This window comes from Bacillus sp. FSL M7-1345 (assembly GCF_038006985.1).
GTDB lineage: Bacteria > Bacillota > Bacilli > Bacillales > Bacillaceae_G > Bacillus_A > Bacillus_A cereus_U.
Genome location: NZ_JBBOWG010000001.1, coordinates 1,130,951 through 1,153,732 on the forward strand (window position 1 = coordinate 1,130,951; position 22,782 = coordinate 1,153,732).

Consider the following 22,782-nt stretch of genomic DNA (forward strand, 5'->3'; position numbering starts at 1 on the left):
AACTTAAGTGTTTTGACGGATCATCCGTAGGGTAATATAGTCCTATAGATAAAGTCTTTATTTAATTATAGTGAATTTTGGGCAGTTGGACAAATAAAGGAAAAATCGTGTTATAATTAACTTTTGTTTGGAATGATAAAAAAGATAACTTTATATATATAGAAGGGAATTAAAAAATATGTATTTGCAATTAGGATCGATTGAACAGGTAACTGTTTTACGCGAAACGGAAATCGGATATATGGTTGGAAACGAAGAGGAAGAAATCTTCCTACATAAAAACGAATTAGCTGGAGAAATTGCAGAAGGCGATACGATTGATGTATTCTTATACCTTGATCACCAAAATCGTATTTCAGCAACAATGAAGGAACCAATTATTACAACACATGATTGGAATTGGGTAAAGGTTGTAGAAGTTATTCCTAGTTTAGGTGTGTTTGTTGATATTGGTGTATCAAAAGATATACTAATTCCACTTGATGAGTTTCCAATTTATATGCCAGTTTGGCCTCAAGAAGGCGACGAATTATATTGTACGTTAAAATTAACGAATCGTGATCGTTTAATTGCTCTTCCGGCAAGAGACAGTGATATGCAAGAAATTATCGTAGATGCAACGCCATCTATGCGTAATAAAAACGTAAATGGACGTGTGTATCGCTCACTTCAAGTTGGTTCATTCATACTAACTGACGAGCATTTCCGTGCTTTCTTACACCATACAGAAAGAAAAGAACAAGTCCGCATCGGTGAGCGCGTAACAGGCCGTATCATTGACGTAAAAGATGACGGTACAATTAACATTTCACTTCTTCCTCGTAAAGAAGAAGGAATGGAAGATGATGCAGCAGTACTTTATGCATATATGGAAGAACGAGGCGGAGCGATGCCGTTTTGGGATAAGAGCAACCCAGAAGACATTAAAGAACGTTTCAATATGAGTAAAGCTGCCTTTAAGCGTGCACTTGGTAAACTGATGAAAGAAGAAAAGATTTACCAAGAAGAAGGCTGGACTTACTTTAAAAAATAAATTGGATTAAAAAGAATTATCTTTTCTTTAAGTTTATTAAGGGAGGGATAGTTCTTTTTGCGTTCAGCAAAATAAAGATGACTTAATAGATATATTAATTGAAGTAGAGATAGAACTAGATCACATCAATTGGCATTATAAAAGTCTGAAGAAAAAGCTGAAAGTATTAATGAAAGAATAAAAAGCACGACCTTATTTAAAAAAATAAGATCGTGCTTTATTTTAGTTCCCTTTCCCAAAAAGATGAGAAAATGTATCTTTCAAATCATTATCGTTTATTTTAATATTCGCCTTCTTTAATTCATCTTGTAATAATTTTTGACCGAAGGAAGGGTCGGCAATACGTTCTTCTTCTAAGTCTTTACGTATAGAGTCTTTCACTTTATCGTAAGGTTTTAAATCTTTTTTATCAGTTAGTTTAATAATGTGATAGCCGTTTGGTGATTTAACGGGATTGCTAATTTGTCCAACCTTTAATTTGTAGGCAGCTTTTTCAAATTCAGGTGTCATTTTGCCTGCCCCGAAGTATCCGAGGTCTCCGCCATTATCTTTTGATAATATATCTTGAGACTCTTGTTTCGCTAATTCTTCAAATGAAGTGCCGGTATCTAATTTCTTCTTTATTTCTTTCGCTTCATTTTCGTCACTTACTAAAATGTGACTAGCTTTAATTTCTGGTTTATAGTGGTCTTTCACATCTTTTTCTGTAACGCTTTGTTTAATCGCTTCATTTAATGAAAGTTTGAATCTAATTTGATTTTTGAAATCTTCTTCATCTTTTAAACGATTATTTTCTAGTGTTGCTTTGAATTGTTCTCCATATTGATCTTTTGCTTTTTCTACTTCTTTATCTACTGCATCATTAGATACTTTATATTTTTTAGTAATAACATCTTGTGCTACCATTTCGTATAGCATGTCTTTTCCATATCGATCTTTCAATTGTTTTTCGAAATCGCTCTTCGCAATGGTTGAGTTTGTTGTTGTAGCGATTGTGGCCGAGTCATTTTTTTGTCCGCAAGCAGATAGCATTAATATACTTATTAGTGCAGTGATAATGAATGTATTTTTTCCTTTCATGCTAACACCTCATCCGAATATGTTATCGCTATTGTAGAATATAGAAGTGAACATGAAGTGAATTTTTAATGTTTTTTCCCTGTAAAATGTAAAAAAAGTACATCAACATTAACGTTGATGTACGATGTAATCAAAGGTGATCGGTTTTCTTAGAATATGCACGTTTTCCTTGCTGAATATTTTTTTGCTCTTGTTCATTTTTTTGAGTGCGCTTTGCATTATTGTCGCGTGCTTTTTTGTCGTTATCGCTCGTATGTGGCATATGTATCAACTCCATTTCTAAACGTTGTATGTTTATCATTTCCTTTTTCGTAAAGACTATGTATAGCGGTGCATTCATGAATACTAAAGGTGGATTAGAAATGGATTTGAAGCTGAATTATACTGAACTTATTAAGAAGTTAGTCGTTGTAATTATTGCAGGTTTATTAAATGCGATTGGGATGAATTTATTTTTAACACCAGCGAAAGTATATGCGAGTGGCTTTGCTGGATTGTCTCAATTATTATCGCAAGTATTAGGTGACTTTTTATCCATTCATATATCTACGGGTGTATTGTTTAGTTTATTTAATATTCCCGTCGTTATTTTAGCATGGAAAAAGGTTGGAAAGGCTTTTACGTTTTTTAGTTTTCTCTGTGTTATATTTATGACTTTGTTTTTAGAAATTATCCCAGTTAGAGCGGTTTCGAATGATATTATATTGAATGCGATTTTTGGTGGTATTATTTCAGCGATTGGGGTAGGAGTTGCTTTAAAGTGGGGTGCTTCTACAGGTGGCCTAGATATTATCGCCATGATTTTATCAAAGATAAAAGATAAGCCTATCGGCACGTATTTTTTCTTCTTTAATGCACTTATCATTATCGCTGCTGGCTATGTGTATGGATGGGAAAAAGCATTATATACTTTAGTCACTTTGTATATATCAACGAGAATTATTGATGCGATTCATACCCGTCATGTGAAGATTACGGCATTAATTGTTACAAAGAACGGGGCAGATGTGCGAAAAGCGATTCACTCTCGCTTAGTGAGAGGGATTACAACTATACCAGCAACAGGTGCTTATACAAATGAAAATAAAGAAATGTTAATGATTGTTATTACTCGTTACGAGCTGTACGAATTAGAGAGGGTTATTAAACAAGTGGACCCAGGTGCATTTACAAATATACTGCAAACGGTCGGAGTGTTTGGGTTATTTCGAAAAGATTAAAGAGGACCAAAGCTGGTCCTCTTTTTTAATGCGAATTCGTAATGTTTTGCAATTGCTCCTGCATTTCACGTAGCTGAACTTTTTCAGCAGTTGAAGAGTTTGCATAAGCAGAGTGCAAAGAGTTTTTTGCTCTATAAACGAGTTCCTGTTGTTCAGCGCCACTTGAACAAGAAACGGCACTTGAAACAGCGTCTCTAGCTTGTTGGAATAGTAAGTTTCCCAATTAAACCCCTCCAAACGAAGAGTTACTTCTCGCTTTTTCTGCCTCAGCTAATGTACCTCTGTACGGGAATCTTGCATCATGCTTCATAACAGCATCGGCTCCTTGCTGGATAAAACGTTTTGATTTGTTCTTTTTACCCATTCGAAAAACCCCCTTTATTTAGCTGAAAACAATTGACGCGCTGACTTTTGCGTCTAATAATAGTATGAGCGTTTGGCGAGAAACTATAAGCAGGGAATTTTTAGATTACAATCCAAGAACCTCTTCTAAATATAGAGCGATACCATCTTCTTCATTCGTTAATGTCGTATGATTTGCGAGTGATTTTAATTCAGGAATTGCATTACCCATTGCGACTCCATGACCAGCAAATTCGATCATTTCAAAGTCGTTATCCTCATCACCAAAAGCGATAATTCGCTCTTTAGGAATATTATAATGGCCTGAAATTTTTTGTAATCCGACAGCTTTATTTAATCCGCTTTTTACAATTTCAATAATTGGCCAAGGTGCACCCCATTTTCTATGGTCGATGACTTCAGCATGCATATCTGTTAAATGTTGGCGAATTGCAGCAGAGTGCTCGTCATGTGCATCGATTAATAAGCAAGTTGGGTGGTCGTTTAAAATATTTAATAAATCTCCTGTGAAAATCTTTGGAGAACCGAATTCAAAAATATGTTTTTTATCTTCATCAATTTCACGGACATACACATCATCGATGACTTCAGCATAGACATTTTTCACGCCGAAATCAAAGCAAGCTCGGACGATTTCTTGCGCTGTTGAAAGTTCAAGAGGAGAGTGATGTGTTCCCCAACTTGAATCAAGAGGGTGATGCACGTAAGCTCCATTAAAGTTTACGATTGGTGTGTTAAGGCTAAGCTCTTTATAATAATCGTAACTAGCGCGGAATGGACGCCCTGTTGAAATAACAACAATATGTCCTTGTTCTTTTGCTTTTGCAATTGTGTTTTTCGTTCTTGGAGAAATTATTTTGTTGTCTGTTAATAAAGTTCCGTCTAAGTCTAATGCGATTAAATGTTGTTTATTCATAATTTCACCTCTTATAATAATTTTTTTGTTTCTATCTGTATTTCCGTTTTTAATATGCAGAAATAAGAGGTTAGACTGGGTGAAACTACTGTAGATGAAAGTTTCACTATATATCCATCTTACGTCGCGAAGCGCTGTGGTGTCTACTATTTCTCATTGGAAATCAGGGGAAAGTCAATATCTTTTTAGAAAGTTCAAACAATGTTTCTTTCATTATGTACAATTTGTGAAAAGGGTTACATTGTTTGAATGATGCGACTTATAATGAACATGTAATCTTCTCGTATATGTTTGACTCTCCTTTGGAACTGGCCTAAACTTAGGTTGGTTTCTTTTTTTTCAACAAATATACCAATAATTCCTGCTTAAGGTTGTGTAATTATATATATGTACATGGATAAACGGTAGTACTGTTTCCTAAACATGACAGAAAAGCTTTCTTTTAAAATGGATATACTAATGAGGCAAGACGTCATGGAAGGAGAATGGAAATGGGACAAAATCGCAGGTTTCGTTCAGGGCAAAAGGCGCCAAATGATGGCATTTACGTAGAAATTGGTGAAACGGGAAGTATGGTGAAAGATCCACAAATGGTGAAATTAACTGCCGGGGAAAGGTTTCCAGAGAACGCAAATCATAACCGTCAGTGGACATATAAAAGGAAACCGTAACAGAAGCCGCAATCGTTATTGCGGCTTTTTTGATTAGGAAAATGAATGTTACTTTTTTCTTTTTCCAATAATAAGTTGGAACTACATAAGCAAAATTATTGTATAAAAAAGTCAGTTGGCGTATAATCAAATCAAAGGTCAAAGAAAGTCAAACATTTGGAGGGCTGTAAAGATGGACTTAAATCAAATGACAACGAAAACACAGGAAGCGATTATGAGTGCTCAATCTTTAGCGGTATCTCATCATCATCAAGAAGTAGATACTGTTCATCTATTGCTTACGTTATTAGAGCAGCAAGACGGATTAACAGTACGTATTTTTCAAAAAATGAATGTCGATATAGAAGCGTTAAAGCAAGGTGTAGAAAGTTTAATTAAGAAAAAGCCTTCTGTAACTGGAAGCGGGGCAGAGGCAGGGAAATTATATGTAACAGGTGCTTTGCAACAACTGCTTGTAAGAGCAGGAAAAGAAGCGGAGAAATTGCAAGATGACTACATTTCAGTTGAACATGTATTACTTGCTTTTTCTGAAGAAAAAGGCGATATAAATCAATTATTTGCAAAATTTCATATTACGAAAGATAACTTATTACAGTCTTTAATGACAGTTCGGGGGAATCAAAGAGTGACTAGTCAAAATCCAGAAGCAACTTATGAAGCGTTAGAAAAATATGGCCGTGATTTAGTGGCGGAAGTAAGAGCGGGGAAAATTGATCCTGTAATTGGTAGAGATAGTGAAATTCGCCGCGTGATCCGTATTCTTTCACGTAAAACGAAAAATAACCCCGTTTTAATCGGGGAACCAGGTGTTGGTAAAACAGCAATCGTTGAAGGATTAGCACAGCGTATTGTAAAAAAAGATGTCCCAGAAGGATTAAAAGATCGAACAATTTTCGCTTTAGATATGAGTGCACTTGTGGCCGGAGCGAAATTCCGCGGTGAGTTTGAAGAGCGCCTGCAAGCTGTATTAAATGAAATTAAAAAGAGTGAAGGCCGCATTTTATTATTCATTGATGAACTTCATACAATCGTCGGTGCTGGTAAAACAGAAGGAGCGATGGATGCAGGAAATATGTTAAAACCGATGCTAGCGCGTGGTGAACTGCATTGTATCGGGGCAACGACATTAGATGAATACCGTAAATATATTGAGAAAGATCCAGCATTAGAAAGACGTTTCCAACAAGTATTAGCAGAAGAGCCAACTGTTGAGGATACAATTTCCATTTTACGTGGTTTAAAAGAGCGTTTTGAAATTTATCACGGTGTAAATATTCATGACCGCGCGATTGTAGCAGCATCTGTTTTATCAGATCGATATATTTCAGATCGTTTTTTGCCCGATAAAGCAATTGATCTTGTTGATGAAGCTTGTGCAACAATTCGAACAGAAATTGATTCTATGCCAACAGAATTAGATGAAGTAACGCGCCGCATTATGCAGCTGGAAATTGAAGAAGCTGCTCTTGGGAAAGAAAAGGACTTAGGCAGTCAAGAGCGCCTAAAAACATTGCAACGTGAATTATCGGATTTAAAAGAAGTTGCAAGTAGTATGAGAGCGAAATGGGAGAAAGAAAAAGAAGACATTCATAAGGTGCGTGACTTACGTGAACATTTAGAGCGTTTGCGCCGTGAGTTAGAAGAAGCAGAAGGAAATTACGATTTAAATAAAGCAGCTGAGCTTCGCCATGGGAAAATTCCAGCTATCGAAAGAGAGTTAAAAGAAGCGGAAGAGATGGGTGCACATAATAAACAAGAGAATCGTTTATTACGCGAAGAAGTAAGTGAAGAAGAAATTGCAGACATTGTTTCAAGGTGGACTGGTATTCCTGTCGCAAAACTCGTTGAAGGTGAACGTGAGAAATTATTACGTCTTGAACAAATTTTATCAGAGCGTGTTATCGGTCAAGAGGAAGCGGTAAGCCTTGTATCAGACGCAGTTCTTCGTGCTCGCGCTGGCATTAAAGATCCAAATCGTCCAATTGGTTCATTCATTTTCTTAGGCCCTACAGGTGTTGGTAAAACTGAGCTTGCAAAAACGTTAGCACAAACGTTATTTGACAGTGAAGAGCAAATGATTCGTATCGATATGTCTGAGTATATGGAGAAACACGCAGTGTCACGCTTAATTGGTGCGCCTCCTGGATATGTTGGATATGAAGAAGGCGGACAATTAACAGAAGCAGTAAGACGTAAACCGTATTCTGTTATTTTGTTAGATGAAATCGAAAAAGCACATCCGGAAGTATTCAACATTTTATTACAAATGTTAGACGATGGACGCATTACAGATTCACAAGGACGTACAGTAGACTTTAAAAACACAGTTATTATTATGACTTCAAATATTGGATCGGCTCACTTATTAGAAGGGCTAGAAGAAGATGGTTCTATTAAAGAAGAGTCAAGAGAACTTGTAATGGGACAATTAAGAGGACATTTCCGACCAGAATTTTTAAACCGTGTCGATGAAATTATTTTATTTAAACCTCTTACAAGGAATGAAATTAAAGGTATTGTTGATAAGATTGTACAAGAATTACAAGGGCGTTTAGCAGATCGCCACATATCATTAGAATTGACGGAATCTGCAAAAGAATTTGTTGTAGAAGCTGGGTTCGATCCGATGTACGGAGCTCGTCCGTTAAAACGATACGTACAGCGTCAAGTTGAAACGAAATTAGCGAGAGAATTGATTGCAGGAGTGATTACTGACAATAGTCACGTAGTTGTTGATGTTGAGAATAATGAATTAGTCGTTCATGTAAACTAAAAAAAGAGTTCGGATAAAATCCGGACTCTTTTTAGTGTTGTTCTACTGGCTCGTTTGGAATCGCAGCTGCAATCGCTAATACTAATACCGCAAGAACAACTGAGAAAATAGACGCTTGGTTAAAATCGTATGTACCGCCAGTCATAGAGCCGATTACGTAGCTCATCATATGTACAAGCGCGAACGACCAAATTAATGCCCAAATGAAACGCATATTTTACACCTCTATTCGTTCAATCTGTCCTTATTGTAACACAATTGAAAAAAGAATATAGAAAAATATTTGTAGATTTTTCAACGCAAATTTGTATTCTGTTCATACATTATAAAAGAGTACTTTTATACGTTTAGAAAATAAGGCGGGGGAAAAATGAGTATTACAGAACGTTTTTTTTACTTAGAAAAAGAACCATGTGTAATTTATTTACCGGAAAAGCCAAATGGATTTTCTGTTATGCTCCTAGGAGATTATAACTATTTTATTGAGAATGGTACAAGTTTATGGACACAGCATGCAGGGAGAGCTTATTTTTTACAGGGCCTTATTGAAAAAGGCTACACAGTCTTTTCGTCTAACTTATACGGAAGGCATTGGGGGAACGACCGAGCTGTTCGTTTAGCAAAACGTTTGTATGATGTCGTTCTAAGAAAAGAGACATTGAATACGAAAATGCACATTATGGCAGATGGTATGGGAGCGCTTGTAGCACTGGAGATGATGAACAAATACCCTGAATGTATACGTTCTGTCGTTATGTTAAATCCGTGTTTAGATTTACCAGAATATGTGGAGTTTGAGAAAGAGCATAAGTTTTTTTACAAAAGATTAGTGAAGGAATTAAGTTTGGCGTATGATTCCAAAGAAGAAGAATTAGAATCAAAAATAAATAAGAAATCATTTGCACTTCTTCCGTCTTGTGTACCTGTTAAAATTTTTGTCTCAACACAGGAAAAAAGAGGAAGAAAACAATTGTTACGTAAATACGAGAAAATGAGGCAATTCAATCAATGCGATACTTCTGTTTTATTCCATCTGCAAGATGTGAAATATAAAATGGTTAGACAAACGTGTGATTTCTTTGGAAAATATGAAGAAGAATTGTGAAGCTCCCATATACATAAATGAGGAGCTATTTGTTTCAAGGGGAAAGGGTTGGTGGTATGAAACGCGTGCTGATTATAGGTGCACTTACGTTTGTAGGTTATCACCTTGTAAATAAAATGATTGCAGAAGAAATAGAAGTGTATGGTCTTGATTTTGATGAATTTGATAGTATGACAAAAATTAATGAAGAGAAATTATTGTTGATTGGGCGAAATGCGTTATTTACGTACTATTCTATAAGGGATGAAGACGGATGGCGATCGGTAGAGGAAGAGAGTTTCGATACAGTTTATTTTTGTTTGTATGAGCCGAATCAGCAAAGTGGATTTCGGAATGAAAGGGTCATATTACAATATTTAAAACGAATCGTAAGGATGTGTGAAAAAAATAACGTAAAGTTAAATCTAATTTCTTCTATTGAAATAGGAAGCACTGAAGAATCCGAAAACAAACGTCTATTTTCGAAGGTGGAAGAAGGGTTGAAAAAAGGCGAATTACAATATAGTGCATATCGAGTTCCTACATTATATGGGCCGTGGCAACCGTCGTTTATGATGTATCATCAGCTTATTTTATCAGAACTTGATGAAAAAGAGTGCCGTTGTATAAATGGAGAAATAGGAAGCGATTTACTTTACGTTGAAGATGTATGTGAATATTTATGGGAACATGGAATGAATGTAAAGCACCTCGGTGTATATAATTTACTTAGCGGAAAAGAAGAGTTATGGGAAAAAGGTATGACCTTGCTGCATGCAGATGATAAAGTAAATAAAAAAAATGTGGAAGTAAGAGATGAAGCTGTAGAGGTTATTTCTATTCAAAAAAATACACCAGTAGAATTCGGTTTAAATAAACAATTGGCACATATGAAAAAATATAAAGAGTTATACGAAGGGTAGCGCACGTGTTAAACTATTGTATGGATAATTGATTGAAAAGCCTTAATGGAGAGGAAGAGATTACATGAACGAAAAAAGTATGCAATTTTTACAAATCGCAATGAAGCATTTACCAGAAGCTAAGGCAATTTTAGATTCTAATGGAATTGCGCTTGATATGGAGAAAGCACAGCCGGTGTTAGAGCTATTGATGAAAGTAATGGGCGAAGCATATGAGCTTGGGAAAGCGGATAAAGAATAAAACTGAAAAACAAAACCTTCTTTTGGGGAGGGGAGAGGGGCTCGAGCCGTGAGTAGAAGCGGTAAGGGCCTTTTTTAGTCTCGAGCGAGATAAGAACAGAGGGATGATGAGGTTAAAGGAGAACGCCTTAGTTTTGAAGGAAAGCGGATAAAGAATAAAAAATCTTCTTTTTGATGGGAGAGAGGCTCGAACCATGGATAGAAGCGGTTGGGGCTTTTTTTAGTCTCGAGCGGAGTAAGGGTAAGTGTATGGAATAATTTGTATTTTGAAAGGGCAGGAATTTTTCTGTTTCTTTTAATGAAAAATAAAGTTAGTAATACGCTGTCTTTATTTTTTTAGCTGAAATATATTCTAGACAAAAGTACATTTATGTTTTAAAATTAGTACCAAGTCATAATAATTGATATAAAATGGAGGGCTGCGATGTGAACGTGGGCATTTTAGGGGTCGGAAGATATGTGCCAGAAAAAGTAGTCACAAATCACGATTTAGAGAAAATCGTAGATACATCTGATGAATGGATTCGTACGAGAACGGGAATTGCAGAAAGACGCATTGCCGATGATACAATAGATACTTCATATATGGCGGTAGAGGCTTCTAAAAAAGCACTTGAAGATGCAGGGATTAGCGGAGAGGATATCGATCTTATTTTAGTGGCAACAGTAACGCCAGATCGCGCATTCCCAGCAGTAGCCTGTGTAATCCAAGAAGCAATTGGCGCAAAACACGCAGCCGCGATGGATTTAAGTGCAGCATGTGCTGGCTTTATGTACGGAATGATTACAGCACAGCAATTTATTCAAACGGGAACTTATAAAAATGTATTAGTAGTTGGTAGTGACAAACTATCTAAAATTGTAGACTGGAACGATCGAAATACAGCAGTACTATTTGGGGACGGAGCAGGTGCTATCGTAATGGGAGCTGTTTCGGAAGGAAAAGGTGTACTTTCCTTTGAATTAGGAGCGGACGGAAGTGGCGGTAAGCATCTTTATCAAGACGAGTATGTTATGATGAACGGCAGAGAAGTCTTTAAATTTGCTGTTCGCCAACTGGGTGATTCCTGTCTTCGCGTGTTAGAAAAAGCGGGACTTACGAAAGAGGATGTGGACTTCTTAGTACCACATCAAGCGAATATTCGTATTATGGAATCTGCAAGAGAAAGATTAAATTTACCGAAAGAAAAAATGAGTATGACAATTGAAAAGTTCGGTAATACATCGGCTTCTTCAATTCCAATTGCAATGGTAGAGGAATTGCAAAATGGACGTATTCAAGATGGTGATTTAATTATACTAGTCGGTTTTGGCGGCGGGTTAACATGGGGAGCAGTAGCTCTTCGTTGGGGTAAATAAGGACTGAGAGAAAAAAAGGAGTGTATTTTGTATGGAAAAAAAGAGGGTCGTAATTACAGGGCTAGGAGCTGTTACACCGATCGGCACAGATGTTGAAACAGCTTGGGAAAACATTAAAAACGGTGTATCCGGAATCGGAAGACTTACAAGAATAGATTCAGAACAAATTCCTGCAAAAGTAGCAGCAGAAATTAACGACTTTGAAGTCGAAAAATATATAGATAAAAAAGAAGCGCGCCGTATGGACCGCTTTACGCAATATGCAGTAGCAGCAGCGAAAATGGCAGTTGCAGATGCGAAGCTTGAAATTACAGAAGAAAATGCACCACGCATTGGTGTGTGGGTTGGTTCTGGTATTGGTGGTATGGAAACATACGAAGAACAATTTAAGATTTTTACTGAAAAAGGTCCGCGCCGCGTGAGCCCATTCTTCGTACCAATGATGATTCCAGATATGGCAGCAGGTCAAGTGTCAATCGCTACAGGAGCGAAAGGGATTAATACTTGCTCTGTAACAGCTTGTGCATCTGGAGCAAATTCAATTGGTGATGCGTTTAAAGTAATTCAGCGCGGTGATGCTGATGCGATGATAACAGGCGGAGCAGAAGCGCCGTTAACAAGCATGGCATTCGCTGGGTTTAGTTCAGCGAAAGCATTAACATTCAATGAAGATCCAGCAACGGCTTGCCGCCCATTTGATAAAAACCGTAGTGGTTTCGTAATGGGTGAAGGATCAGGAATTCTTATTCTTGAAGAATTAGAGCACGCATTAGCACGTGGTGCTCACATTTATGCGGAAATTGCTGGTTATGGTGCAACTGGTGATGCGTTCCATATTACAATGCCTGCTCCTGGCGGTGAAGGCGGAGTTCGTGCGATGCGTCAAGCTTTAGCTGATGCAGGTCTAGAGCCAGAAGATATTGATTACATTAATGCACATGGTACAAGTACAGATGCAAATGAAAAGTATGAAACGATGGCAATTAAAGAAACTTTCGGTGAGCATGCATATAAAGTAGCGATTAGTTCAACGAAATCAATGACAGGTCATTTATTAGGAGCAGCTGGTGCTGTTGAAGCGATCTTCTCTATTAAATCAATTACAGACGGAGTAATTCCTCCGACGATTAACTATGAAACACCAGATCCAGAATGTGATTTAGATTACGTACCAAATACAGCGAGACATCAAGAAGTGCGGGCTGTATTAAGTAATTCATTAGGATTCGGTGGTCATAACGCAGTATTAGTATTTAAAGCATATAAGTAATATGTACAATAAGGTGTCTTTTCGTAAAGTACTACGAAAAGACACCTTATTTATTTTTTATCACCTTTACGTTCCTTTCTTTTTTTGCATATACATAAGAAAAGGAGGGATGAAGGGTGGGGGTTGTTGAAACGGCAGAATGGTTACATCTGTATTATGGACGCCCAGAAAAGCTTTGTGAGAAATTTACAAAGTATATTCCATTGCCAAAAGAGAGGCTGTATCGTTTTTTAATCTCTAAAGGTATGTATCGCCCAGTAATGCGGGGGGAGCAGGAAATTAAAGAGTTAGAGAAGAAGGAAATTTGGAAAGAACTTAGCATGGAGTATGAAAAATTGAAAAGTTGGCTAAAAGGTCCAGATGTCCCTATCTTTATTTTATTATCAGATTCATATAATCGAACGGTACAAGAGGAATATAACGGGAAGGCTGGTTTATCTATGCGTCACGTTATTTTCTTATTCGTATGTGGACGTAATTCAGTAGAGGAACTAAAAGCTTTATTAACGCATGAATACCACCATATATGTAGATTACATCAAATTGAGACGAAGGAAACAGAGTATACATTACTTGATACGATGATTATGGAAGGGTTAGCTGAGCAAGCTGTGTATGAAAGGTATACAGAAAAAAGATGTGCACCATGGACTACTTACATTTCAAAAGAAGATGCTATTTATTATTGGAGAAATTCAATACAAGAACGAATAGATGTAAAGAGAGGTACGAGGGAGCATGATGTTTTATTAAATGGACTGCACTCGTATCCGAAAATGCTTGGCTATGCACTTGGATTTCATATTGTGAAAGACTGTGTAGCATTTGAAGGAGAAAATACACTGTCTTTATTATCTATAGATGCGAAAGAAATATTGAATAAAGCAAATACATTTCATATTTCATAAAAAAAACAGGAGCGTTACCTCCTGTTTTTTATATTATAGAAGAAAAAATAATAATTAGAATATATTTCCTTAAGTGGAATAAAGTTAAGCAAAAATGAACATAATGATTGGTACAAACAGTAGTGAAGTGAGGGGTAGTGAATGTTATATCTACATGATGTATGGGTAAATTGGTTTGAAGGTGAAGAGAATGGGTATAACGTTTGTCATTTTTACGAATGGCGGAAAGATGATACGATTGAGCTATTAGATCAAGTGCCATTATTAAAAGTAGATGCCACATTATATCATTACATCGAGAACGAATTATTAGAGCTTCCGCAAAAATTATTGGAAGACGTATATCATAAGGCTTATATTCGTAAAAATCACGAACGTTTGCAACAAGAATATTGTTTTGTAGTTACAGATGGAAAAGGAATTATTGCGATTGATTCAATCGGCTATAATGTGCCAATTAGAAAAAGTAGGCTTATACCTCGTCAAGAGCAGATGGTATATGAGATGGTAGAAAGTGTGCAAGCAGAAAAGTATGAGTTCCAAGTAGAAGAGATTGAAAAAGAACATCATATTTTATCACCATCACCGTTCATTATGAATGGCCTGACTCGTAAAGAAAGACAGCTAAAACAATTATTATTTATGGCGTTAGATCAATTACATACAACGAAAAATCCAGCTGAAATTCGCTATTGGTTCACAGAGTGGGATCCATCAGCGTACGGAATAGTCCAACATATGGAGTTTGAAGATGTTTGGGCTAGACTTTATGATGAAGCGAAAACTGGATGGTCTGAGAAGCACGAGCAATTATGTGAGCGCCTTGTAAAAGGACAGCCGTTTTTTGAAAAGTTATGGGAAATGGAAAATGAGCAGAAGGTAAATTAAAAAAACCGCCAATTGGCGGTTTTTTTTAATGGAGGTGGCAAGAATGTTCGGTGGCTTCGCGCCTTCCTGCGAGGCAAAAAGCGCCTCTACGTCAGGAGCTCCATCCTCCTCACATTCTGAACGAGCCGCTTCCGCTTTTTATGTTACCTACGTTTTCTGCTTAGTCCCATTGCGTTTTCTACTTTGCGTAGTTGTTTGAATGCAACGCGGTTTGCTTTTTCGGCACCTTTGTCTAGAATTTCGTCTAGTTCTGGGGAGTTGATTAGTTCGTTATATTTGTCTTGGATTGGACGAATTGCTTCTACGACTACTTGTGCTAGGTCACCTTTGAAGTCGCCGTATCCTTTTCCTTCGTACATTGCTTCTATTTCTTCTACTGTTTTTCCTGAGAATGAAGAGTAAATTGTTAATAAGTTAGAGATTCCAGGTTTGTTCTCTTTATCAAATTTAACGATGCCTTCAGAGTCAGTTACGGCACTTTTTATTTTCTTTTCGATTGTTTTTGGCTCATCAAGCATACTGATCATTGATTTTGGATTTGGATCAGATTTACTCATTTTTTTCGTAGGTTCTGTTAATGACATAACGCGAGCTCCTACTTTTGGAATACGAATTTCAGGAACTATGAACACTTCACGGAAGCGTTTGTTGAAACGCTCTGCTAGATCACGTGTTAATTCCATATGTTGCTTTTGGTCATCACCAACAGGCACGATTTCTGTGTTGTAAAGTAAAATATCAGCAGCCATTAATGGTGGATATGTAAGTAATCCAGCTGGAACTGAATCTCTTCCTGAAGCTTTGTCTTTATATTGTGTCATACGTTCTAATTCTCCAACGTAAGCAACGGATTGCATAATCCATCCTAGTTGAGCGTGTGCTGGTACTTCTGATTGTACAAATAAAGTAGCTTTTTCAGGATCGATGCCGCATGCAACGTATAGCGCAGCAAGACTGCGGATGTTTTTGCGAAGCCCTACAGGGTCTTGAGGTACTGTAATCGCATGTTGGTTTACAATACAGAAATAACAGTCGTGTTCGTTTTGAAGCTCTGTAAATTGCTTCATAGCTCCTAAATAGTTTCCAAGTGTAATTGTTCCACTTGGCTGAATACCAGAAAAGATAACTGACATAAGTAATTCCTCCTAAAATTGAATGTGCGATGGGGAAGAGAAGGCATACAAAAAAGCCCATTCATCCCAAATTACATAGGGACGAATGGACCGCGGTACCACCCTAATTATTTCACAGCTGTGAAATCTCTCAAGATCCATAATAACGTCTGGATATAACGCCAAAGCCTACTACTTTCGGTTCGGTTTGGTGCTCAAAAGCCCATTCCATATTGTACAATTACTTGTTCACACCAGCCACAAGCTCTCTGAAATTGCCCCAATATGTACTCTTCTTTATCATCGCATACATATAAATTTATTGTTAACTGAGTCCTTTTAATATGAAAGAACTAAAGTTTTATAACAAAATGTTTTGCTGATTATTATATCATATGGAGCAGTGTTTGCAAACTACATCAAAATAGTAAAGCTAATGAGGATCGAGAACAACCCAAGTACGATACCGGTAATACAAATCGGATACGTCCATTTGAATGAATATGTTTTATAAATACGTTCTTTCTTATCGATAGGTTCCTCTGCTTCTTCAATTAAAGAGTCAATTTTTTTATTCGTACCAAATACTCTTTGGAATGCGTAAATTGTTACGTTAAAAAATCCATTTTGAAATATGAATAAAAAACCACCTATAAGAATAAAAATCAATGCAATATAGAATGAGATGTTGACAAAATTCAACAAAAACTGAGATGAAACGAGGAATGCGCCCACACTAGAAGCGATTATCGCAACCAAAAATAGTATACAAGTATGAAAAAAAACTTTATTCAAAATATTCCCCTCCGTCAAAATATTACTAGAATTATTATACTATAAAAGCTATAATAAGTAATATAAATAATTTTTTGAAAATTATACGCAATTGTGGTTCTAATTTCAAGATGATGGTAGCAATGTTAACCTATCCCTTTACGAAAAATTAAAAATATAAACATTTTATTAAAAATTTTAACAAAAAAATAAAAAACTATATTCACAATCGTCATATTATATGTATAATGAAAATTGTAGAAACTTGGAGATTATTCTTTCAATTCTGTTTTTCTACAAGTGAGGGTACAGGAAGTGCAATTAGGGGAGGCAACACTACATGAAGAAAAAGATACCGCTATTGCTTGCATCGACGTTGACAGTAAGTGTGCTAGGAGCCTGTAGTTATCAAAAAGATGATAATAAGGCAAGCGCGAAAGGATCCAGTACTTCAAATAAGCAAGTATTGAATCTAACAGAAACTGCTGAGATACCAACAATGGATACGACGTTATCAACGGATGCAGCATCTTCTAACATTATGAATAATACAATGGAAGGATTGTATCGTCTGGGGAAAGACGATAAACTTGTTCCGGGAGTCGCTAAATCTTATGAGAAATCAGAAGATGGTAAAAAGTATGTATTTAAATTACGTGAAGATGCGAAATGGTCGAATGGTGAACCTGTAACAGCTAAAGACTTCGTTTATTCTTGGAGAAGAGCTATAGATTCAAATACGGGTGCCAAGTTTGCTTACATACTATTTGATGTTAAAAATGCGGAGAAAATTAACAAAAAAGAGTTACCAGTTGAAGAACTTGGTGTAAAGGCCATTGATGATCACACATTTGAAGTGGAATTAGACAACCCTGTTCCTTATTTTGTAAGTTTAACAGTCTATCCAACATTTTATCCTTTGAATGAGAAGTTTGTAAAAGAACAAGGAGATAAATTCGGATTAGAATCCAATACGACACTTTACAATGGACCATTCGTTTTAAATGAATGGAAGCATGAACAAAGTTTCAAATTGACGAAGAACCCGACGTATTGGGAAAATAAAGAAGTAAAACTTGAGGAAATAAACTTCAATATTGTTAAGGATCGTTCAACGGCTATAAATTTATATGAAACAAAAGCGATTGATCGTGTAGTATTAACATCAGAGTTTGTAGATAAATACAAATCAGATGCTGATTTTAAAACAATTAAGAGACCATCTACACAATTCATTCGTTTAAATGAAAAAAATAAATTTTTAGCAAATAAAAATATCCGAAAAGCAATTGCGATGTCCTTTGAACGTGAAAATATCGGGAAAGTTATCTTAAACGATGGTTCAGAAGGAATGTATGGTTTTGTTCCGAAGGGTTTGGCAAAAGGACCTAACGGAAAAGACTTCCGTGAAGAGAACGGAAAGCTTATAAAAGAGGATGTTAAAGAAGCTCAAAAATATTGGGAAGCTGGTAAAAAAGAACTTGGTGTAGACAAAGTAGAGTTAGAGTTATTAAACTTTGATACTGATGATGCCAAAAAAATCGGAGAGTATTTAAAGGGACAATTCGAAAAGAACTTACCAGGTTTAACAGTTTCAACAAAAATGCAGCCATTTGCACAAAAATTAAAACTTGAAGCAAGTGGAGATTATGCGATGTCATATGCGGGATGGAGTCCAGATTATATGGATCCAATGTCATTCCTTGAAATGTATACAACAGGCAATTCACAAAATAAAGTGAATTACGCAAATCCAGCTTATGATGCACTAATTAAGAAAGCCAAAACAGAAGTAGATGTACAAGCTCGTTGGGATGCTCTATTAAAAGCAGAACAACAACTGCTTGAAGATGCAGCGATTGCTCCAGTATATCAACCTGGAAAGGCATATTTACAACGTAGTTCAATTACAGGCCTATTAGAACATAAATATGGCGGAGAATTTAGCTATAAGTGGGTTCAACTCAAAAACTAAAAATGGTTTCCATCATGAATAAGGGTATATGCCTATGATGGGCATGTGCTCTTATTTTAAAAAAATAAAAGTAAGAATATTTCAAACTATCTTATTGCTTTTGAGAAAAACGGGGAGGTGCTTGACTATGGGACGTTATGTATTAAAACGTTTCGTGTACATGGCTTTGACATTATTTTTAATTACTACACTGACTTTCTTTTTGATGAAATTACTACCGGGTTCTCCACTTAAAAACCAGGAGAAACTATCACCGGCACAAAAAGAAATCATTCTTGAAAAATATGGTTTAAATGATCCAGTACCAGTTCAATATGCGCGTTACTTAGGTAACTTAGCAAAAGGTGATTTAGGGGTATCATTCCAATATGATAACCGCCCAGTAACAGACATGATTGTGGATCGCATTGGACCATCAGCACAACTTGGTTTACAAGCGATTATATTAGGAACATTTATCGGTTTACTTTTAGGAATTGTTGCGGCACTTCGTAATAATACATGGGTCGATTATAGTGCAACGGTTATTTCGGTACTCGGGATGTCGGTACCATCGTTCGTATTCGCCGCATTACTACAATATTTCGTAGGGGTAAAACTTGGCTGGTTCCCAGTAGCGTTCTGGAAAGGACCAGAGTTTACAGTAATGCCTACAATTGCATTATCGATGGGAGTTATCGCAACAATCGCACGTTTCTCTCGTGCAGAATTAATTGAAGTTATGCAGTCTGATTATATTTTAACAGCGAAAGCAAAAGGAATTAGTCAAGGCGTTATCATTGTCAAACACGCACTTCGTAACGCGTTAATTCCAGTTGTAACAATTTTAGGACCAATGGTTGCTGCATTAATTACAGGGACACTTGTTATCGAGCAAATTTATGCTGTACCAGGACTTGGGGAACAGTTCGTTAAATCTATTACAGTGAATGACTATACAGTTATTATGGGAACTACAATTTTCTATAGTGCGATCTTCATCTTAGTTATTTTCATTGTCGATATTTTATACGGAATTATTGATCCTCGTATTCGTTTAGCGGGAGGGAAAAAATGATGAAAGATGTACAAAAATTATCTCCAGATTTATTTCAACAAGCCAATCAAAATAATGTTGATAATGAAGTCATTGCCCGTCCAAGCTTAACGTTTTGGCAAGATGTACGAAGACGCTTGTTCCAACATAAAGGCGCGATGTTGGGTTTAGTATTATTGAGCATTATTGTACTACTAGCAATTTTTGGACCGATGGTAAGTAAACATTCTTATAAAGAGCAGGATTTAGGTCGTGCGAAAATGCCACCGAAAATTCCAGTGATTGAAAATATTCATTGGTTACCATTTGACGGCACAGATCAATATGGTGTTGACCAATATGAAAAACGTGATATTAAAGAGTACTTCTGGTTTGGTACAGATGATCTTGGCCGTGACTTATGGACAAGAACATGGGAAGGTACACGCGTATCATTATATATCGCTCTTTTAGCAGCAGCAATTGACCTAGTAATTGGGGTTGCATACGGGGGTATTTCAGCATTCTACGGCGGTAGAGTAGATAATATTATGCAACGTATTATGGAGATTATTAATGGTATTCCATACTTAATCATCGTTATTTTAATGGTAATCATTATGGGATCTGGTATTTGGTCAATCACACTCGCAATGGCGATTACAGGTTGGATAGGGATGTCGCGGATTGTTCGTGGACAAATCTTAAAGTTAAAAAACCAAGAGTATGTATTAGCGTCTCGTACATTAGGTGCAACAAATACACAATTAATTGTGAAACACTTAATTCCAAACGTTATGGGACCAATTATCGTAATGACAATGTTTACAATTCCATCAGCGGTGTTTGGTGAGGCATTCTTAAGCTTCATCGGTTTAGGAATTCAGCCACCATTCGCATCACTTGGTTCTCTTGTAAATGATGGATATAAATCAATTCAAACGTATCCACACATGATGTTCATCCCTGCGGTTGTCATCAGTATGTTAATTCTAGCATTCAACTTAATGGCAGATGGATTACGCGATGCGTTAGATCCAAAAATGCGTAAGTAAACGAGGAGGGAGAAGTAAAAATGAAAACATTGTTAGAGGTAAAAGATTTACAAGTCTCCTTTGATACACATGCAGGTGAAGTACAAGCAGTGCGCGGAGTTACTTTTGATTTGAAAAAAGGGGAAACATTAGCGATTGTAGGAGAGTCTGGTTCTGGGAAATCAGTTACTTCTAAAGCGCTAATGGGATTAATCCCGAATCCTCCAGGCCGTATTAAAAATGGAGAGATTGTATTTGACGGTCGTGATTTAACGAAATTAACGGAAAAAGAAATGCAGCAAGTACGCGGTAAAGATATTGCGATGATTTTCCAAGATCCAATGACATCGTTAAATCCAACGATGACAATTGGTAATCAGATTATGGAAGGTCTTATTAAACACCAAGGGATGAGTAAAGCGGATGCACGTAAAGTCGCTTTAGAATTAATTGACCTTGTAGGTATTCCAAATCCAGAAGCTCGTTTAAAACAATATCCTCACCAATTCTCAGGTGGTATGAGACAGCGTGTAGTTATTGCTATGGCGTTAGCTTGTAATCCGAAATTATTAATTGCCGATGAGCCGACAACGGCTCTAGACGTTACAATTCAGGCGCAAATTTTAGAGCTTATGAAGGACATTCAGCAAAAAACAGAAGCAGCAATCATTTTCATTACGCATGACTTAGGTGTAGTGGCAAACGTTGCAGACCGAGTTGCGGTTATGTACGCTGGTAAAGTTGTTGAAATTGGAACTGTTGATGAAATTTTCTACAATCCACAACATCCATACACATGGGGCTTAATCGCATCTATGCCAAGCTTAGATGGTTCAGAGGACGAGCTATATGCGATTCCAGGAACGCCTCCAGACTTATTAAAACCGCCAAAGGGTGATGCTTTTGCACCACGTAACCCACAGGCACTGAAAATTGATTTTGAAATGGAACCACCTTTATTTAAAGTAAGTGATACACATTATGCGGCAACTTGGTTACTTCATGAGCAAGCGCCAGAAGTAAAACCACCAGCAGTTGTTGAAAAACGTATTCTTCAAATGAAAGCAGGTGAACAACATGACTAAACAACGTGAGAAATTAATTGAAGTAAAAAATGTGAAACAACACTTTGATGTGAGTGGTGGTGTTGTTAAAGCAGTTAATGATATTTCATTTGATATTTACCGCGGTGAAACATTTGGACTTGTAGGAGAATCTGGTTGTGGTAAGTCAACAACTGGAAGAACGATCATTCGTTTATACGATGCAACTGCCGGTGAAGTGTTGTTCGATGGTGAAAATGTACATGGGAAAAAATCACGCGCAGAACTTAAGAAGTTCAACCGTAAAATGCAAATGATTTTCCAAGATCCATATGCATCATTAAATCCTCGTATGACAGTAGGGGATATTATCGCAGAAGGTGTTGATATTCACGGACTAGCAAAAGGTAAAAAAGAGCGTATGGACCGTGTTCACGAGCTGTTAAATACAGTTGGTTTAAATAAAGAGCACGCGAATCGTTTCCCGCATGAATTCTCAGGCGGACAACGTCAACGTATCGGTATCGCTCGTGCGCTAGCTGTAGAACCTGAATTTATCATTGCTGATGAACCAATCTCAGCACTTGACGTATCGATTCAGGCGCAAGTTGTAAACTTACTGAAACAGTTACAAAGAGAAAAAGGTTTAACATACTTATTCATCGCCCATGATTTATCGATGGTAAAATACATTAGTGATCGCATTGGTGTAATGTACCGTGGTCAAATCGTTGAGCTGACAACAAGTGAAGAGTTATATGCGAATCCAATGCATCCATATACAAAATCACTACTATCAGCAATTCCACTTCCAGATCCAGATTATGAGCGCAATCGTAAACGTATCGTATACGACCCATCGCAGCATGATTATGGTAGTGAAGTGCCAACAATGCGCGAAATTCGCCCAGGACATTTTGTATTATGTTCTGAAGCAGAGTATAAGAAATATAAAGAAATCTATCAATAAAAAAGTAGAGCCATTCTTCTATTACAGAAGGATGGCTCTATTTTTTTATACTAGTTAAACTTAAGTTAGTATAAAGCGATTTTATCCAAGTTCTTTTTCTGTTTAAAGACAGCGAAGTAAGAGTTTCCGAG

At 36.7% G+C, this 22,782-nt stretch carries 24 protein-coding genes, 1 pseudogene and 1 other annotated feature; of the genes and pseudogenes, 17 read left to right on the forward strand and 8 right to left on the reverse strand.

Going from position 1 to position 22,782, the window contains the following annotated elements:
* The first annotated feature begins 178 nt into the window (after positions 1-178).
* Positions 179-1,033: a CvfB family protein gene (locus MHB76_RS05855; RefSeq protein ID WP_002011240.1), complete on the forward strand. Its 855-nt coding sequence runs from the start codon at positions 179-181 to the stop codon at positions 1,031-1,033.
* 222 nt (positions 1,034-1,255) lie between these two features.
* On the opposite strand, the gene prsA is transcribed toward MHB76_RS05855, so the two are convergent.
* Together prsA and MHB76_RS05865 are read right to left on the reverse strand one after the other, a co-directional pair.
* Complete coding sequence (prsA, locus tag MHB76_RS05860) at positions 1,256-2,113, reverse strand: peptidylprolyl isomerase PrsA (protein WP_078173323.1); 858 nt, start codon at positions 2,111-2,113, stop codon at positions 1,256-1,258.
* A 130-nt stretch (positions 2,114-2,243) separates the two neighbouring features.
* Positions 2,244-2,375, reverse strand: a complete 132-nt coding sequence (locus MHB76_RS05865; RefSeq protein ID WP_001120851.1) for a DUF3941 domain-containing protein — start codon at positions 2,373-2,375, stop codon at positions 2,244-2,246.
* 100 nt (positions 2,376-2,475) lie between these two features.
* Between MHB76_RS05865 and MHB76_RS05870 the strand changes: the two genes are divergently transcribed.
* Positions 2,476-3,333, forward strand: coding sequence for a YitT family protein (locus MHB76_RS05870; protein ID WP_078173322.1), 858 nt, complete (start codon positions 2,476-2,478; stop codon positions 3,331-3,333).
* Between the two features lie 25 nt (positions 3,334-3,358).
* Here MHB76_RS05870 and MHB76_RS05875 read toward each other — a convergent pair whose 3' ends face one another.
* The 3 genes from MHB76_RS05875 to MHB76_RS05885 all read right to left on the reverse strand — a co-directional run bounded on the left by MHB76_RS05875 (position 3,359) and on the right by MHB76_RS05885 (position 4,612).
* The gene (locus MHB76_RS05875) at positions 3,359-3,556 is read right to left on the reverse strand and encodes a DUF3813 domain-containing protein (protein WP_002011309.1); all 198 of its coding nucleotides are present in this window, start codon (positions 3,554-3,556) and stop codon (positions 3,359-3,361) included.
* Entirely contained in the window at positions 3,557-3,697 is a 141-nt protein-coding gene (locus tag MHB76_RS05880; RefSeq protein ID WP_000516816.1) for a hypothetical protein, read from the reverse strand.
* Between the two features lie 105 nt (positions 3,698-3,802).
* Positions 3,803-4,612, reverse strand: coding sequence for a Cof-type HAD-IIB family hydrolase (locus tag MHB76_RS05885; RefSeq protein ID WP_002158898.1), 810 nt, complete (start codon positions 4,610-4,612; stop codon positions 3,803-3,805).
* Between the two features lie 491 nt (positions 4,613-5,103).
* Between MHB76_RS05885 and MHB76_RS05890 the strand changes: the two genes are divergently transcribed.
* Together MHB76_RS05890 and clpB are read left to right on the forward strand one after the other, a co-directional pair.
* Positions 5,104-5,283 (forward strand): YjzC family protein, encoded by a 180-nt coding sequence (locus MHB76_RS05890; RefSeq protein ID WP_002117000.1) that lies wholly within the window; start codon positions 5,104-5,106, stop codon positions 5,281-5,283.
* A gap of 172 nt (positions 5,284-5,455) precedes the next feature.
* Positions 5,456-8,056: an ATP-dependent chaperone ClpB gene (gene clpB / locus MHB76_RS05895; protein WP_078173321.1), complete on the forward strand. Its 2,601-nt coding sequence runs from the start codon at positions 5,456-5,458 to the stop codon at positions 8,054-8,056.
* Positions 8,057-8,087: 31 nt separating this feature from the next.
* Here clpB and MHB76_RS05900 read toward each other — a convergent pair whose 3' ends face one another.
* Complete coding sequence (locus MHB76_RS05900; RefSeq protein ID WP_001211111.1) at positions 8,088-8,270, reverse strand: YjzD family protein; 183 nt, start codon at positions 8,268-8,270, stop codon at positions 8,088-8,090.
* A gap of 156 nt (positions 8,271-8,426) precedes the next feature.
* Here MHB76_RS05900 and MHB76_RS05905 point away from each other — a divergent pair, with 156 nt between their 5' ends.
* The 7 genes from MHB76_RS05905 to MHB76_RS05935 all read left to right on the forward strand — a co-directional run bounded on the left by MHB76_RS05905 (position 8,427) and on the right by MHB76_RS05935 (position 14,728).
* Positions 8,427-9,161, forward strand: coding sequence for a hydrolase (locus tag MHB76_RS05905; RefSeq protein ID WP_016104172.1), 735 nt, complete (start codon positions 8,427-8,429; stop codon positions 9,159-9,161).
* Positions 9,162-9,190: 29 nt separating this feature from the next.
* Positions 9,191-10,063: an NAD-dependent epimerase/dehydratase family protein gene (locus MHB76_RS05910; RefSeq protein ID WP_070146318.1), complete on the forward strand. Its 873-nt coding sequence runs from the start codon at positions 9,191-9,193 to the stop codon at positions 10,061-10,063.
* A 64-nt stretch (positions 10,064-10,127) separates the two neighbouring features.
* Positions 10,128-10,304, forward strand: a complete 177-nt coding sequence (locus MHB76_RS05915; RefSeq protein WP_002011319.1) for a ComZ family protein — start codon at positions 10,128-10,130, stop codon at positions 10,302-10,304.
* Between the two features lie 425 nt (positions 10,305-10,729).
* Positions 10,730-11,662: a beta-ketoacyl-ACP synthase III gene (fabH, locus tag MHB76_RS05920; protein WP_002149840.1), complete on the forward strand. Its 933-nt coding sequence runs from the start codon at positions 10,730-10,732 to the stop codon at positions 11,660-11,662.
* Positions 11,663-11,693: 31 nt separating this feature from the next.
* Positions 11,694-12,932: a beta-ketoacyl-ACP synthase II gene (gene fabF / locus MHB76_RS05925; RefSeq protein WP_002011323.1), complete on the forward strand. Its 1,239-nt coding sequence runs from the start codon at positions 11,694-11,696 to the stop codon at positions 12,930-12,932.
* Between the two features lie 116 nt (positions 12,933-13,048).
* Entirely contained in the window at positions 13,049-13,840 is a 792-nt protein-coding gene (locus tag MHB76_RS05930) for a DUF2268 domain-containing protein (protein ID WP_215580906.1), read from the forward strand.
* Between the two features lie 141 nt (positions 13,841-13,981).
* A complete protein-coding gene (locus tag MHB76_RS05935; RefSeq protein WP_078173319.1) occupies positions 13,982-14,728 on the forward strand; it encodes a YjbA family protein in 747 nt (248 codons plus the stop codon).
* 143 nt (positions 14,729-14,871) lie between these two features.
* On the opposite strand, the gene trpS is transcribed toward MHB76_RS05935, so the two are convergent.
* Both trpS and MHB76_RS05945 read right to left on the reverse strand, forming a co-directional pair.
* A complete protein-coding gene (gene trpS / locus MHB76_RS05940; RefSeq protein ID WP_002158892.1) occupies positions 14,872-15,861 on the reverse strand; it encodes a tryptophan--tRNA ligase in 990 nt (329 codons plus the stop codon).
* Positions 15,862-15,935: 74 nt separating this feature from the next.
* Positions 15,936-16,153 (reverse strand) — a binding site (T-box leader).
* Between the two features lie 101 nt (positions 16,154-16,254).
* Complete coding sequence (locus MHB76_RS05945) at positions 16,255-16,635, reverse strand: DUF3899 domain-containing protein (protein ID WP_002158891.1); 381 nt, start codon at positions 16,633-16,635, stop codon at positions 16,255-16,257.
* Between the two features lie 110 nt (positions 16,636-16,745).
* On the opposite strand from MHB76_RS05945, the pseudogene MHB76_RS05950 reads away from it, so the two are divergent.
* The 6 genes and pseudogenes from MHB76_RS05950 to MHB76_RS05975 all read left to right on the forward strand — a co-directional run bounded on the left by MHB76_RS05950 (position 16,746) and on the right by MHB76_RS05975 (position 22,651).
* A pseudogene (locus tag MHB76_RS05950) lies at positions 16,746-16,958 on the forward strand (hypothetical protein).
* Entirely contained in the window at positions 16,955-18,589 is a 1,635-nt protein-coding gene (locus MHB76_RS05955; RefSeq protein ID WP_340985969.1) for a peptide ABC transporter substrate-binding protein, read from the forward strand. Before MHB76_RS05950 ends, MHB76_RS05955 begins: the two are co-directional and overlap by 4 nt.
* A gap of 127 nt (positions 18,590-18,716) precedes the next feature.
* A complete protein-coding gene (opp3b, locus tag MHB76_RS05960) occupies positions 18,717-19,646 on the forward strand; it encodes an oligopeptide ABC transporter permease (RefSeq protein WP_002158889.1) in 930 nt (309 codons plus the stop codon).
* Entirely contained in the window at positions 19,643-20,659 is a 1,017-nt protein-coding gene (gene opp3C, locus MHB76_RS05965; RefSeq protein WP_002202773.1) for an oligopeptide ABC transporter permease, read from the forward strand. The genes opp3b and opp3C overlap by 4 nt, the downstream gene beginning before the upstream one ends.
* Before the next feature lie 20 nt (positions 20,660-20,679).
* Positions 20,680-21,723, forward strand: coding sequence for an ABC transporter ATP-binding protein (locus MHB76_RS05970; protein WP_002125928.1), 1,044 nt, complete (start codon positions 20,680-20,682; stop codon positions 21,721-21,723).
* The gene (locus MHB76_RS05975) at positions 21,716-22,651 is read left to right on the forward strand and encodes an ABC transporter ATP-binding protein (RefSeq protein ID WP_078173317.1); all 936 of its coding nucleotides are present in this window, start codon (positions 21,716-21,718) and stop codon (positions 22,649-22,651) included. The genes MHB76_RS05970 and MHB76_RS05975 overlap by 8 nt, the downstream gene beginning before the upstream one ends.
* Positions 22,652-22,782: the final 131 nt, after the last annotated feature.

Coding starts and splice junctions, on each gene's coding strand:
- MHB76_RS05855 (WP_002011240.1), top strand. CDS start 179: ATGTATTTGCAATTAGGATCGATTGAACAGGTAACTGTTTTACGCGAA.
- prsA (WP_078173323.1), bottom strand. CDS start 2,113: ATGAAAGGAAAAAATACATTCATTATCACTGCACTAATAAGTATATTA.
- MHB76_RS05865 (WP_001120851.1), bottom strand. CDS start 2,375: ATGCCACATACGAGCGATAACGACAAAAAAGCACGCGACAATAATGCA.
- MHB76_RS05870 (WP_078173322.1), top strand. CDS start 2,476: ATGGATTTGAAGCTGAATTATACTGAACTTATTAAGAAGTTAGTCGTT.
- MHB76_RS05880 (WP_000516816.1), bottom strand. CDS start 3,697: ATGGGTAAAAAGAACAAATCAAAACGTTTTATCCAGCAAGGAGCCGAT.
- MHB76_RS05885 (WP_002158898.1), bottom strand. CDS start 4,612: ATGAATAAACAACATTTAATCGCATTAGACTTAGACGGAACTTTATTA.
- MHB76_RS05890 (WP_002117000.1), top strand. CDS start 5,104: ATGGGACAAAATCGCAGGTTTCGTTCAGGGCAAAAGGCGCCAAATGAT.
- clpB (WP_078173321.1), top strand. CDS start 5,456: ATGGACTTAAATCAAATGACAACGAAAACACAGGAAGCGATTATGAGT.
- MHB76_RS05900 (WP_001211111.1), bottom strand. CDS start 8,270: ATGCGTTTCATTTGGGCATTAATTTGGTCGTTCGCGCTTGTACATATG.
- MHB76_RS05905 (WP_016104172.1), top strand. CDS start 8,427: ATGAGTATTACAGAACGTTTTTTTTACTTAGAAAAAGAACCATGTGTA.
- MHB76_RS05915 (WP_002011319.1), top strand. CDS start 10,128: ATGAACGAAAAAAGTATGCAATTTTTACAAATCGCAATGAAGCATTTA.
- fabF (WP_002011323.1), top strand. CDS start 11,694: ATGGAAAAAAAGAGGGTCGTAATTACAGGGCTAGGAGCTGTTACACCG.
- MHB76_RS05935 (WP_078173319.1), top strand. CDS start 13,982: ATGTTATATCTACATGATGTATGGGTAAATTGGTTTGAAGGTGAAGAG.
- trpS (WP_002158892.1), bottom strand. CDS start 15,861: ATGTCAGTTATCTTTTCTGGTATTCAGCCAAGTGGAACAATTACACTT.
- MHB76_RS05955 (WP_340985969.1), top strand. CDS start 16,955: ATGAAGAAAAAGATACCGCTATTGCTTGCATCGACGTTGACAGTAAGT.
- opp3b (WP_002158889.1), top strand. CDS start 18,717: ATGGGACGTTATGTATTAAAACGTTTCGTGTACATGGCTTTGACATTA.
- opp3C (WP_002202773.1), top strand. CDS start 19,643: ATGATGAAAGATGTACAAAAATTATCTCCAGATTTATTTCAACAAGCC.
- MHB76_RS05970 (WP_002125928.1), top strand. CDS start 20,680: ATGAAAACATTGTTAGAGGTAAAAGATTTACAAGTCTCCTTTGATACA.
- MHB76_RS05975 (WP_078173317.1), top strand. CDS start 21,716: ATGACTAAACAACGTGAGAAATTAATTGAAGTAAAAAATGTGAAACAA.